This is a genomic window from Hyalangium versicolor (genome assembly GCF_020103695.1).
Lineage (GTDB): Bacteria > Myxococcota > Myxococcia > Myxococcales > Myxococcaceae > Hyalangium > Hyalangium versicolor.
In genome coordinates, this window is record NZ_JAHXBF010000041.1 from 59386 (window position 1) to 72520 (window position 13135).

Annotated in this window: 9 protein-coding genes; 3 read left to right on the plus strand and 6 right to left on the minus strand. The window is 66.5% G+C overall.

Features of this window, described 5'->3' with window-relative positions:
• Positions 1–183: 183 nt before the first annotated feature.
• Positions 184–708 (minus strand): glycine cleavage system transcriptional repressor, encoded by a 525-nt coding sequence (locus KY501_RS48335; RefSeq protein WP_224372138.1) that lies wholly within the window; start codon positions 706–708, stop codon positions 184–186.
• A 193-nt stretch (positions 709–901) separates the two neighbouring features.
• Between KY501_RS48335 and KY501_RS48340 the strand changes: the two genes are divergently transcribed.
• Positions 902–1720, plus strand: a complete 819-nt coding sequence (locus tag KY501_RS48340) for an alpha/beta hydrolase (RefSeq protein ID WP_224372140.1) — start codon at positions 902–904, stop codon at positions 1718–1720.
• Between the two features lie 948 nt (positions 1721–2668).
• Here KY501_RS48340 and KY501_RS48345 read toward each other — a convergent pair.
• Complete coding sequence (locus KY501_RS48345) at positions 2669–3481, minus strand: alpha/beta fold hydrolase (RefSeq protein ID WP_224372142.1); 813 nt, start codon at positions 3479–3481, stop codon at positions 2669–2671.
• Between the two features lie 42 nt (positions 3482–3523).
• Positions 3524–5881, minus strand: a complete 2358-nt coding sequence (locus KY501_RS48350) for a hypothetical protein (protein WP_224372144.1) — start codon at positions 5879–5881, stop codon at positions 3524–3526.
• A 196-nt stretch (positions 5882–6077) separates the two neighbouring features.
• On the opposite strand from KY501_RS48350, the gene KY501_RS48355 reads away from it, so the two are divergent.
• Positions 6078–7724, plus strand: coding sequence for a B12-binding domain-containing radical SAM protein (locus tag KY501_RS48355; protein ID WP_224372146.1), 1647 nt, complete (start codon positions 6078–6080; stop codon positions 7722–7724).
• Positions 7721–8260 (plus strand): hypothetical protein, encoded by a 540-nt coding sequence (locus KY501_RS48360; protein WP_224372148.1) that lies wholly within the window; start codon positions 7721–7723, stop codon positions 8258–8260. Before KY501_RS48355 ends, KY501_RS48360 begins: the two co-directional genes overlap by 4 nt.
• A gap of 93 nt (positions 8261–8353) precedes the next feature.
• On the opposite strand, the gene KY501_RS48365 is transcribed toward KY501_RS48360, so the two are convergent.
• The 3 genes from KY501_RS48365 to KY501_RS48375 all read right to left on the minus strand — a co-directional run bounded on the left by KY501_RS48365 (position 8354) and on the right by KY501_RS48375 (position 13054).
• Positions 8354–10951 (minus strand): eCIS core domain-containing protein, encoded by a 2598-nt coding sequence (locus tag KY501_RS48365; protein ID WP_224372150.1) that lies wholly within the window; start codon positions 10949–10951, stop codon positions 8354–8356.
• 306 nt (positions 10952–11257) lie between these two features.
• A complete protein-coding gene (locus KY501_RS48370; protein ID WP_224372152.1) occupies positions 11258–12181 on the minus strand; it encodes a branched-chain amino acid ABC transporter permease in 924 nt (307 codons plus the stop codon).
• A 3-nt stretch (positions 12182–12184) separates the two neighbouring features.
• Positions 12185–13054: a branched-chain amino acid ABC transporter permease gene (locus tag KY501_RS48375; RefSeq protein WP_224372155.1), complete on the minus strand. Its 870-nt coding sequence runs from the start codon at positions 13052–13054 to the stop codon at positions 12185–12187.
• Positions 13055–13135 lie beyond the last annotated feature (81 nt).

Genomic DNA, 13135 nt, shown 5'->3' on the forward strand with positions numbered 1-13135 from the left:
AGGGGCGTCTGCATGCACTGACGCGAGGAGAGGGAGGCACCCCGCCGTCCACAGCGAGTCAGCGCGGGGCCAACCTAGGAGCAAATGAAAGCGCATGCAAGGAGCCACGCCACCGGCTCCAGCCATGACGCACCCTGTCAGAGTTCCACGCCCGTCCATGCTCTCGGACGGTGTTTTCCGGGCTCAGATGGTATCGAGATCGATGTCGCAGCCGATCTTCTCGCCGAGTGTCGCCAGCTCCTCACGCATCTTGCGGGCGCTCGTGCCCTGCGGAAGGGTGACGACGCCCTCGAGCACGAAGAGCGGCGTGCCCGCGAAGGGTGCCGACTCGACCCGCGTCTCCAGCTCCTCGACGTTGACGGAGTGCTCACGGAGGAGCGCAGTCACACGGGCGGTGATGCCGGGCTGATCGTTGCTGTAGACCTTGAGCCGGTAGGGGACGCTGCCGGGGGCGCGGGAGGTGGCGGCGGCCGCCTCATACATCTCGACGTGGAGCCCCATCTCGCTGCCATCGCTCTCGAGCTTGCGCCGAAGCGAGGCAAGCGCTTCGGAGGAGCCTTCGATGAGGGCTAGCAGGGCGAAGTGGCCGCGCAGGTTGACCATGCGGCTGTCGGCGAGGCTGGCGCCGACGTCATACACGTGGCGGGTCAGATCGGCGACGAGACCCGGGCGATCGGGACCGACTGCGGTGACGATGAGCTGAGGCATGGCGGGCACCATAACAACCCGGCTCGGAGTCGCGAACGCGCATCTGAACCTCGGTCGGTTCGAGGTTTGTATCCACTGGTGAACGGTGTGCACTGCCGCGCGAGCGCGTGCGGACCTCTTTCGTGCCGGCGGGGGCTTGTCACAGCGCGGCCTGCTTCAAAAATTGGGCCTACCGAGGGGGAAGCTCACATCCATGGCAGAGCACATCATCTACCTGCTGGGGCCATTTCAGGTGCCCGGCCTGGGGCAGGAGCGCCACGTGCGCGTGTACGCGCCGAACGAAGCGGCGGGGGGCGCGCCGGTGCTGTTCATGTTCGATGGACAGAACATCTTCCATGACGCGCCCTCGTTCTCGGGCGGTTGGTACATCCACCACGCGGTGAAGCAACTGGCGGAGCAGGGGCTGCCGGCGCCGGTCATCGTGGGAATCGATCACGGCGGCTCCTCGCGGCTCGACGAGCTGTCCCCCTTCACCTCGGGAGACAGTGCGGGGCGGGCGGATGATCTGCTCGCGTGGGTGAAGGCGGAGCTGGCGCCGCGGATCGCTCAGGAGTTCAAGGTGCGCACGGATCCGGCGGGCACCGCCGTGGGCGGCTCGTCGATGGGCGGCCTTGCCGCGCTGTACGCGCACTTCCGCCATCCGGACCTGTTCGGTGCCGCGCTGTGCATGTCTCCGTCCTTCTGGTTCGCGGAGCGGAAGATCTTCGACTACGTAGCCGCGCAGCCGAAGCCGTGGACTTCTCGCATCTACATCGACGCGGGCGCCAGGGAGGACGGAGGCTCGGTGGTCGCCGACGCGGAGCGCCTGGTGCACCACCTGCGCGAGCGTGGCTGGAATGATTCCTCGCTCTGCTGGATCGCGGATCAGGACGGGAAGCACAGCGAGCACGACTGGCGCAAGCGCGCACCCGCCGCGTTGCAGTTCCTCTTCACCGGAACACCGGGCCAGCGCCCCGAGGCGCCTGCGCCCCTGCCGTCACCCGCGAGCGAGCCGTCCCCTCCGCCCGCGTAGCATCGCGCCAGCCTCAGCGGGAAGCCTTCAACGCTGGACCCCTGACTCCGGCTACACTGGCCTGCGTGCCAAGACTCCTCGCGCTCCCCTTGCTGCTGATGCTCACAATGCAGGGTGTGCAATCGGAGCAAACCAACGCAGAGGGGACCTCTACCAAACGGCACCGGTCACCAGCCCTGTGCTACCACCGCCAACCGAGGGACATGTCGCTTCATTCTGCGAGTTGAACCCGGAGGCCTGCTTGGAGCCACTGCCTGCCCCGGAACCTGGGGAGTCCGAGACCACCGCAGACCCTTGGCAGTCCTTCGCATGTATCCAGGCGTGCCAGGCAGGGAGTCACGCGATTCTGCGAGAACCTCCCAGGCAGGACGAAGCGACAACAGAAGCTCAAGGCCCTTTGCTTTGGCTCATGCTACACAGGCAAGGCCGCATGCCTCGTATTCTGCCGGGCCTACGTTGGCCCGCCCAGGACCCCTTGAGGTCATGATCCATGCCTGAGAATGATGAGGACTGGCGTCCGAAGTTGAAGCGGATTGAAGATCCGATTACCGAGGACTGCTGGGAGTATGTAACTCCCTCGGGCAAGCATCGGAGCTCGAGGCTCATGGTGGGCAGGCCCGTGCACTACCCCGAGCGGCGGCTCTGGTACTGCCCGATCCTGATCGAGGGGTATACCCGACCTCGGATCAGACCGATCTTTGGCATGGGTCCTGTGGATTCGCTGATGAACGCGATGACCTTCATCCGAAAATTCTTCGAGGAGAACTCCGAGGTTCTACCTGGAGCCAAGCCAGCAAGCCCCACTCGTTCGCGCCCGCATGGCACCCGTGGCAAGCGAGCCACGCCAAAGAGTAAGTCCCAACAAAGCCCCCCGGGGAAGACTCGAACCCGTCGCGTGACATAGAGCGACCTGCAATGGGGTCTACCTCGGCTTTGCCAGACGGCTGCTCATCCACCCGCACGGCCAATGACTGTCATGATGGCATCAAGGACAACCTGTTCCTTGTCCTTCATGACTTTGTGTGAGCTCCCCGTGGCAAGAACGTACGTCCGGCTGGGAGAGGACCCAACAAATTTTCGATGGGCTTCTCGCCACACCGCTGTGCTCTCCGGGCTGTTCTGGCCATTCTCCGCAACAATATCAATGACCGGCAGGGATTCAGGCAGCGAGACGCCATCGACTCGCTGAGTCGTCTTTGGCAGCGCTTCAGCCCACGGGATGGCGACCTTGGCTAGTTCCGGAGCTTCCCTCCTGATTTCATCATATTGGCTCCGCATGACCGCCAGGTTCTTCTCGAGCTCTCCTTGCCCCCAGACGCCTGGAACGACCGCATCGAGGAGAACCAGTCCTTTGACCTGCTGGCTCTTTTCAGCAAGCACGAGGCCAATTGCGCCGCCATACGAATGGCCGACCATGACGATCGGCCCTGCAATGTCGCACCTCTCCAGTGCTGTCCTCAGGATTTGGGCATCATTATCAATGCTGTAGGTCGCTGAAGGGTTGATGGTGCTCTTACCGAGCCCAGCCCTGTCGTAGACGAAAGTCTGGAAGCCTCTCTCTCTCACATGCTTCTCGAGAGACTCCCAGACGGATGAGTCATTTCCGAAGCCGGACTCAAAAACAACGGTTGGGTGACCGGCGCCCTGCGCATGCACCCAAATCCGATGACCCTCGATCTCCAAGAGGCTGCCGTCGCATGGCGCTTCGGCTGCCGCGGTGCGTGGCGTGGATGCGCATGAACTCAGCAAGGCCAAGCCCATGACAGCGATCCCGATTTGCCTGACCATACGCACCTTTCGAGATCAGCGGGCCGCCTGCAGTGGCTTGCGCTCCTTCACGCAGACCTGGATCAGCTCGAGCACGCTCATGCTCGTGCCGCTGACATCGAACTTCTGATCCTTGAACTCAGGATAGCGGTTCTCGAGGATACGCCCCTCCGCGACGCAACCGTTGTACTGATCGAGCGCCTCGTTCTTGCGCCCCTTGGACAGCAGGGACTTCGCCAGGTCGTATGCCTTCCGCGGGCCATCCTCGAACCGGATCTGCACGTCGACCTTCTTCTGGGGCTCCTGCAGCGACGCAGCCTTCTGGGCACACTGCGCCATCACATCCTGGGGCCGCGTAGGCAGTCCGCCAATGAGCACGTCGACCCCAGCGAGGCCGGCGTTCTCCTTCACCATCTTGGCGCCCTCGTCCTGGCAAGCCTTGAGCTTGTCCATCGCGTTCGCGTACAGGTCCTTCTTCTTGCGCAGGTCCGCAGCGGAAGCGGCCGCCTCCGACGTCGTGCTGGCAGCGGCCAGGGCCTCACCGGTGATCTTCCGCAACGCCCGCGCCTGCCGCGCGAACTCGAGCGCCTCCACCAGCTTCAGCAGTTCGTTGCGCGACCGCTCCGCGTACGACGCGTAGCCGGCGTCCTGCCCCTCCAGCTCCGCGCGCGCCTCGAACATCTGCATGAGATCGTTCACGACCTTCGAGGTCGCATCGATATCGCCGTCAGTGGAGGTGGCGAGCTTCGCGGCGTCGAGCTTCTCCTTCGCCGTGGCCAGGCGCTCGGCGAGCTGCACGCGGGCGTCCGCCGCGGCCAGCACGATCTTCCGCCGGTTGACGCGATCGGTCAGCTCCGCCATGCGCTCCTTGGACTCCTTGGCGTAGATCCCGTAGTCGCGGTCCTTCTTCACGAAGGCAACGCCGGCATCCAACACCACGCCGATCTGCTGGATGGCCTTCTCCGCCTCCTGGATCTGCGCATCGGAGGGCTTCTCCTTCTGAATTCCAGCGACCAGGGCCGTCGCGTTCTTGCGCGCCTCGTCGACCTTCGCGCGCTGTTGCTGCAGGTCGACCTCGTATCGGCGCCGCTCGATCGTCGTCTTCCCATCCTTGAGCAACTGACGCGCGTCGGCAGCTGAGGGGCTGACCGCGGGGTTCTTCGTGTGAACCGTCTCGAGCGTCTTCTGCAGGATGACCATCGCCGTGTTGGCCTCCTCGAACTGCTCAGGAGTCACGCTCCGCTTCTCGAGATTGCGCAGGGCCTGCGTGACGTCGGCACGGGCCGTATCGAGGCTGCGGACCTCGAGTGACACCTCCACCTCGGTGAGCGTGTTCTTCACCTCGGTGAGGTACTGGGCGATGGGCTGGCTGGCCGCGGCCTGCGGCTCGTACTTCTCCACCAGCTTGCGGACCACGAACGCCGCGGTCTTCGCCTCGGCGAACTGCTCGGGCGTGGGCTTCCGGGCGCGGAGCGCCTTTGCGGCCGCGTTGAGCTCCTCCCGGGCGGGCTCCATCTCCGTCTTGATGCGAGAGACCCCCGCCTGCACCACCGACTCCTCCATCTTGCGCCGGGCCTGCGTGACTTCGGCGCGAGCCTTGTCCGCCTCCCCGCGGTACGCCTTGTCGCGATCCTCGAGCGGCTTGCCCTCGTCGATCGCCTTCTGCAGCGCCGTGACCGCCTTGTCGGTGGCCGAGAACTTCTCGTCCGACCAGGCCTTGCCCAGCTCGGTGACCGCGGAGGCCAGCGCCTTGCGGCTCTCGTCCAGGAGTCCGCGCTGCTTCTGCGCCGACTGCGCCAACCACCGGTCGTCGATCGCCTTCTGGTGACGGGCGAGGGTCGCGTCGACGTCGGAGATGTACGCGGCGAACTTCTCATCCTGCTTCGTCAGGGGCCGGCTCTCGTCCGCCAGCTTCTTGACCGCATCCACCGCGGCCCGAGCATCGTCCATCTCCTTGGGACCGGGCTCCTTCCCCGAGAACTTCGTCATGCGATCGTTCAGGGTCGCGAGCGCCTCGTCCATGCGCCGACGGGAGTCGAAGATGTGGACCTTGGCGCGACGCCCTTCGACGTACTCGCGCTGCGTCCGGAGCTCCTTGCGCGCCGCGAGGACGGACCTGGCGTAGTCGAGATCCGCCGTCTCGAAGCTCGCGCCCGCGTCGAGCGCGCCCTTCAGCGCCTCCACCGCCACGAGAGCCGCGTCGAGATCAGGATTGCTCGGCGGATCCTTCTCGATTCGCTGAACAGCAGCAGTGAGGGCGGCGCGAGCCCCCTCGAGCCGCTTCGAGGCCTCCGCCACGGACTTCGCGGGAGCCGCCTCGGGAGGCGCGGCGGATGCGTCGAGGGAGGTGAAAGCGAGGAACCCGATAACCACCAGAACTGAAGGACGTACCATTCAGGCCAACTTACTACACTGGGGCGAAGGGAACCCCAGCATCGTGAGGGAGCCCCCTTCCAGCTCGCTCCCTCCCACCCCAAGGGGCCGCCACAGAAGGCGGGAACTCGGCTTGTCTGGGGAACGAAGACCGGGTTGAATTACCTCCAAAGGTCCAAGGCGAGGCCGGCGCCCTTGCTCCATCGTGGGAGTGCGCATGCGCCAGCAGTGGGTCGCCCTCATAGGCCCTGAATTCGAAGAGAACCTCTCACTCCGATACCTGGCGAGTGCCCTGGCACGCGTGGGGTTCCGCTCGGAGATTCTCCCCTTCAACCAAGGCTCGCAGTTGCCGGGCCTCGTGGAGCGCATCACCCGGGCACCGGAGCCTCCCGTGCTGGTGGGCATCTCCATGGCGTTCCAGTGGCGGGCCCCGGACATGCTCGCGCTCGCGGTGGCCCTGCGGGAGGGAGGGTACTCCGGACACATCACCTTCGGCGGGCACTTCGCGACCTTCGCCTCCAAGGAGGTGCTGCGGGACTTCCCCGAGGTGGACTCCATCTGTCGCCAGGAGGCCGAGGAGACGCTGGTCGAGCTCGTTCAGCGAGTCGCCTCGGGGCAGGCCTTTGGGGACATGCTGGGACTCGCCGTACGAGACGCCCAGGGCGTGCCCGGCATCAACCCCCTGCGCAATGCGCCGGAGTTGGCCACCCTGGCCTGGCCGGATCGCCGGGGTGAGCCCGCCGAGTGCTTTGGCCATCGCATCGCGCCGCTGGTGAGCACGCGGGGCTGCTACGCCAACTGCACGTTCTGCTGCATCGCCGCGTGGCACGAGCAGGTACTACCGGGCAAGCGCTACCGTGAGCGGCCGCTCGAGGACGTGGCGGACGAGATGGCCTCGCTCCACCACGAGCGCGGCATCGATATCTTCGTGTTCCACGACGACAACTTCTTCCTGCCCAGCGGAGCCAAGAACGCCGAGCGGCTGAACCGGCTCGCGGACCTGCTCGAGGCGCGCAAGGTCCGCCATTTCGCCACCGTGGTGAAGGCGCGCCCCACGGATGTACAGGAGCGCGTCTTCCCAGTGCTCGTGGAGCGGCTGCACTGCATCCGCTGCTACGTGGGCATCGAGACAGACGCGGACCAGGGGCTGAAGACACTCCAGCGCTGGGCAAAGCCCAAACACAACTGGGAGGCCATGGAGCGCGTGGAGCGGCTCGGGCTGTACACGTGCTTCAACGTGCTGCTGTTCGACCCGGACACGACGATCGAGAGCCTGGAGGACAACCTCGAGTTCATGGAGGCGCACGCTCACCACCCGTTCAACTTCGGGCGCACGGAGCTGTACGCGGGCACGCCGCTGCTCCACCGCATGCAGAAGGAGGGGCGCGCGCGCGGGGACTGGTTGCAGTGGGACTACTCGCTGCATGACGCGCAGGTGGAACGGGTCTTCGCGCTGACAAGCACCGTCTTCCATGAGCGCAACTTCGCCCCGGATGCGCTGGCCAACACGCTGATGAGCACCCGCTTCGACGTGGAGGTGGTCCGCCGCTTCCACCCGGAGCAGTTGCTGCCCGGATGGCTGGACGAGGGCAAGGCCCTGTGCAGCGCGCTGGGCACGGGCAGCGTACGAGCGATGCGGGAGATCATCGCTCGGGTGCGCGAGGAGGCTCCACCTTCGGGGGATCCCAACTTCTCGCGTGAACTCGCGGAGCGCCTGCGCGCCGAGGAGGCTGGGCTCCGGGTGCGAGCGCGGGCTCTGGCGGCACGGCTGGCACAGGCTGTTCCCCAGGGGCTGCCATTGACCGAGATCGGAGACAGGGTCGCGACGCCACTCCAGCGGGCCCGGGCGGAGGTGAGCCTGTGAGCGACGACCGCAAGAAGTTGATGCCGGAGATCCTCCCCAAGCCAGTCGCCGCGAGTGGAGCGGCATCGGTCCGCCAGCGCGTGCTCAAGCACTTGAATGTGCTCATCGCGGCAGGCACCACCACCGTGACCATGGCGTGTCAGCCTCCATACGGAGTCGTGGACCCGCTTCCCCCTCCCGCGCGATGCCGCACCACCGGGAGCGTGCTCGATGTGCTCGATGTCACGGCGTGGCCCGGTACTTCCGGCGTGCTGGTACGGATCTACGTCAACGACGAATCGGGGGAAGTAAGTCTCCGCCAGGTGGTGGAGACGCTCGGTGGCGTCGCGGACCGCGTGAACCTGGACGGGTACCCCGCGGAGATCCACCTGATCCCCAACAGCCCTAACGCGACGATCGAGTTGAAGCTCGCCACGGAGTGCGCGAGGAACCCGGCGGCCACCGTGCGCATCGTGCTACGGCCCAACACGGAAGACGGGGGGGCGACCGGATACTCCGTGACCACGAGCGACGACAGCCAGGCTGGAGGGCCGTGAGCGTCGCTCTCAACCGAAGAGAAAGGGCGCGGGCGCGGCAGGGGCATGGCCTACCACGCCCCCTGCTCATCCTCGCGTGACGACTGCGGGACGTCAGAACGGGGTGGGCCGCTGGTGGACGTTGAACATGAACTGCTGCCAGTGCTGGCGGATGTAGCTGAACTGCGGAGCCGAGCCCCACTGCGTCTGGAGTGCACCCTCGATGTCCGTGAGATGCGCGCGGGCGAAGTCCAGGAGCGCCTGCGCGACCGGGTAGTAGGACCAGTGCCACTGCTCGGCCATGTAGCCCAGACCTCCAACCGCCGACAGCGGCGTGAAGGACTGGATGAAGCCATACGTGGAGGCATTGGCGCGAAGCCAGGAATAGGCGCCTGCGAAGCGGCCCGTACCCGCTGCCCAATGCCCTGGCTCCACGCTGAGCAGATCCACGTCGGTGCCCCAGTGATGCCGGGAAATCCCGGGCGCCGAGGAGGCCTCGAGGATCTCCCGCTGCCGCTCGTCCGCGGTGAGGCTCCGGGCTCTCGCCGGCATCGCGGGCGGCGTGGTCCCAGGAAGCGCGGCGGCTCCCCACGCCAACCGGTGCGCCGGATTCTCGGGGTTCCACTTGAGCTCGGACCCCAGCAGGGAGCCACAGGTGCGCCTCGCTCTGGCGCTGATCCGATCGAAGGCGTTCGGATTCCGGTCGGAGAGCATGACCGGAGAAGTCGGGCTGTCGACGCGGAAGTCGAACTTCCGCTCCCAGATCCTCCGCTGCGAAGTGAAGTCGCGGTAGCCCCACTGGCCCGCGGCGCCCACGACCCAGTTCGCACGGCGCCCCCCCGGAACCGAGATGCCGGAACCCGTGCGCCCGGCAGCGGCCTCCAGCGCCGCGAGCAGGCAGTCCATCTGGGCTCGTGCCTCGCTCCGAGCGGCAGTGAAGACGCTCCCCGAGCCCATACCGATGATCCACTGGACCACGTCCGGAATCGCCATTCCGGCGAGCTGTGTGCTCCACGAAGCCTTGCGGGCATCGAGCGCGGCGGAGTCCGCGAACGTGCGGCAGGTATCGGTGGAAGGGGGCACCGGATCCCGAGGAGCCGGAGCCGGCAGGCGGGACGTCTCGTCGAGCGCATCCAGGATGAGCCGGATGAGCCGGATGATGCGCTCCAGCAAGCCCTCGGGCTGCTCTTCCATGCCGGCGCGTTCCTCCGCGGGAGTCCCCCCATCCACCTGTCTCATCAAACGGGGACCTTCGCCTGAAGCGGGAGGGGACGACTGGGCAGGAGCAGAGCCCGGAGTATCACAGGGCTGCCTCGGCACCCCGAGCAACGTCAGGACGTCGAGCCCCATCTGCAGGTTGTTGACGAACGCGGCGGAGGGAACGGGCGTGCCGCCTCCTCGGGGCGTGGTGGCTGGCCGGAAGCGCTTCCCGCCGGCCTCCACGTTGATGTAGCGGTCGGGCGCGTTCGCGGCTGCGGCCTGCTGCGCCACCGCGACGGAAAGCGAGCCATCGTCGGTCGGTGCCGTCGACTGGAGCACGGTGTTGTACCGCCGCCCGCTGCCCCCTGGGACGCCGGTGGACAACGCCCGCATGTCCGCGAGCGAGGTGGTGAGGAGGAAGTCATCCGGGCTCTGCCCGGACTGGACGGCCGGGTTGGTGACAGGCCCCGAGGCTCCTGGAGGCGTCAGCCGTGAGCGGTCCCTCTCCGTGGCGCCGCTCTCGCTGCCTCCGGTGGCTCCCGGCGAAGACGGCGGATCATAGGAGTGGATGTCGAGCCCACTCCCAATCGTGTTGTTGTGGAAGGCCACCAGCGGCAGGGAGCCTCCCACTCCAGAGCTCCCGCTACCGAGCCGGCACTCGCGAATGGCCGCCTCCAGGCTGCCCGCGAAGGAAGACAGGTCGCTGCGTGCTACCCGAGAGTTCGAGCAAGAGCCGTGCAGCGCATGGCTCGCGAGTCCCGCTGGAGTGAAGACGCGGTTGGGATCGGCCTCGCAGGTGCCCCCTCCGGGGAGGTCGATGTGCACATAGCGGCTGGAGTTCGCACTGAGGTGGACGAAGTTCACGCAGTGCGTGCGGCGCAACTCGGTAGCGGACTGGAAGGCGTTCTGCTCGTCGCCGTGGACGTGGATGAGGCAGGCACGGGCCTGGCGAGGGTTGGGGAGGAAGTCCCGGACAACCGATTCGCGCACCGCTCGGTGAAGGATGCCGGCGCCGGAGCCCGAACCCATCCGCGCCACGTCCCCCGCGACGACGCGCTGGGCGATGGCGTCCGCCTCTCTCTCGTCAGGATCCGAGGGCTGGCTGATGCTCAGCGATCGCGCCTGGGGAACGCTCGCGCCCCCCTGCCCCTGCTGCACCACATGGGCCAGTTCGTGCGCCAGCAGCTCCCGCCCTGAAGCTCGAAGTGGGGCATAGCGGCCAGCACCAAAGACAACGTGGTTTCCGACAGTGTAGGCGAGTGCATCCACGGCCCGCGCCGACTCACCCGCGAGGGCATCCGTGTGGATGCGCACCGCTCCGAGATCCCTCCCAAACCCTCGCTCCATGGCCGCGCGCGTCTCTGCGTCCAATGGCCGCCCGGGAGTTCCCAGCACGGTGTCCACGATGGGAGGAACGCCCCCTCTCCCGTCCTGAGTCCCTCGCGGAGACGAGCCATCCGCCTCGCGCCGCAGTTCCTCCTCCCGCGCACAGGAGGCGCACTTTCGCTGCACCTCATCGAGTGCTCCCCCACACCCGCCGCACTTGCGGTGCAGCCGGCCCCCTGGCGAGCCGCGAAAGTAGCCCCGACGCGGTTCGGACGGAGGCCCACCTGTGGGGAACGCAGCCCGCATGGAGAGCGCTCCCCAGAGAGGCCCTGGCAGGGAGCGGGCTTCACTCGAAGGAGTGCGCTCCTCACCTGAAGCGGGAGACTTCGGGGAGGGCTCCTTGCCGGATGACGCTCGGGCTCCAGCGCTTCGCACGGTCATCCGGCTCCTCCCTCTTGGAGCCAGAAGTCTCCAGCTGGTTCGCGCGAAGCGTCAAGCCCGCTTCTTCCAGAGTGCGGCCACCTCGCCCACAATCCCACGGCGGAAGACAAGCACGCAGAAGACGAAGATGCAGCCCATGATGACCGGGACCCACTCACCCAGCCCGGCGAAATAGTCCTCGATCATCACCACCACGAAGGAGCCCGCCAGCGGGCCGAACACCGTCCCCATTCCGCCCAGCAGCGTCATCAGCACGACTTCACCGGACATGTGCCACTGCACGTCCGTGAGGGACTCGAGCTGGAACACCAGCGCCTTCGTCGAGCCCGCCAGGCCCGACAGCGCGGCGGACAGGACGAACGCCAGCAGCTTGTACCGGTTGACGTCGTAGCCCAGCGAGATGGCTCGAGGCTCGTTCTCCTTGATGGCGCGCAGCACCTGCCCGAAGGGCGAGTGGATCGTCCGGTAGATGAGCAGGAAGCCCAGCAGGAAGATGCCGAGCACCGTGTAATACATGCCGTAGGGCGAGTTGAGATCCACCACGCCGAACAGCTTCCCCCGAGGAATGCCCTGCAGGCCGTCCTCGCCATGGGTGAAGGGCAATTGCACCGCCGCGAAGAAGATCAGCTGCGACAGCGCCAGGGTGATCATCGCGAAGTAGATGCCCTGACGGCGGATGGCCAGCGCGCCGAAGGCGAACCCCAACAGCGCCGCGAACCCCGTGCCCGCCAGGATGCCCAACTCCGGAGGGAACCCCATCTCCTTGATGAGGTGCCCGGTGACGTACCCCGCCGAGCCCAGGAAGGCCGCGTGGCCGAACGACAAGAGCCCCGCGTAGCCCAGCAGCAGATTGAAGGCGCTGGCGAACAGCGCGAAGCACATCACCTTCATCCAGAGGACGGCATCGTCCACGAAGAAGGGCAGCGCCAGCGCCAGGGCGAGAAGAACCGCATATCCCCACCGTTGTCTCTCCACGCCCTATGCCTCCTTGCCGAAGAGTCCGGCGGGCCGAACCAGCAGCACCAGCGCCATGATGAGGAAGATGACCGCGTTCGAGGCCTCGGGATAGAAGGCCTTCGTGAGCCCCTGGAGCAAGCCCAGCGCCAGCCCCGTCACGATCGAGCCCAGGATCGATCCCATTCCGCCAATCACCACCACGGCGAACACGACGATGATGAGGCTCGAGCCCATCAACGGACTCACCTGATAGATGGGAGCCGCCAGCACTCCGGCCAGCGCCGCCATGCCCACGCCGTACGCATACGTCAGCGTCACCAGCAGCGGCACGTTCACGCCGAAGGCCTGCAGCAGTGGCGCATTCTCCGTGCCCGCGCGAAGGTAGGCCCCCAGCTTTGTCTTCTCGACGAGAAACCAGGTGGCGAAGCACACCACCAGCGCCGCGACGATGACCCAGGCCCGGTAGTTGGGCAGGAACATGAAGCCCAGGTTCCGGCCTCCGGCGAGCCCAGCGGGCACGCTGTACTGCTGGCCGGAGACTCCATAGAGGTGGCGGAAGATGCCCTCGAAGATGAGCGCCAGCCCGAACGTCAGCAGCAGCCCGTAGAGCGGATCCAGTTTGTACAGGCGCGACAGCAGGAATCGCTCGATGAGCACGCCCACTGCGCCCACCACCAGCGGCGCCACGAGCAGCGAGGCCCAGTAGTTGATGCCCAGGTAGGTCAGCCCCAGCCAGGCCACGAAGGCTCCCAGCATGTACTGCGCACCATGGGCGAAGTTCACGATGTTGAGCAGGCCGAAGATGATGGCCAACCCCAGGCTGAGGATGGCGTAGAAAGCACCGTTGATCAGCCCGATCAACAACTGCCCCATCAGCACCTGTGCCGACATGAAGAGAACCTCGTGAGCAGGGGGAACACCTCCGCGGCGCGCACAACCCGCTCGCGCGCCGCGGGCAGCCCTTCGGGCCGG

Coding starts and splice junctions, on each gene's coding strand:
- KY501_RS48335 (WP_224372138.1), bottom strand. CDS start 708: ATGCCTCAGCTCATCGTCACCGCAGTCGGTCCCGATCGCCCGGGTCTC.
- KY501_RS48340 (WP_224372140.1), top strand. CDS start 902: ATGGCAGAGCACATCATCTACCTGCTGGGGCCATTTCAGGTGCCCGGC.
- KY501_RS48345 (WP_224372142.1), bottom strand. CDS start 3,481: ATGGGCTTGGCCTTGCTGAGTTCATGCGCATCCACGCCACGCACCGCG.
- KY501_RS48350 (WP_224372144.1), bottom strand. CDS start 5,881: ATGGTACGTCCTTCAGTTCTGGTGGTTATCGGGTTCCTCGCTTTCACC.
- KY501_RS48355 (WP_224372146.1), top strand. CDS start 6,078: ATGCGCCAGCAGTGGGTCGCCCTCATAGGCCCTGAATTCGAAGAGAAC.
- KY501_RS48375 (WP_224372155.1), bottom strand. CDS start 13,054: ATGTCGGCACAGGTGCTGATGGGGCAGTTGTTGATCGGGCTGATCAAC.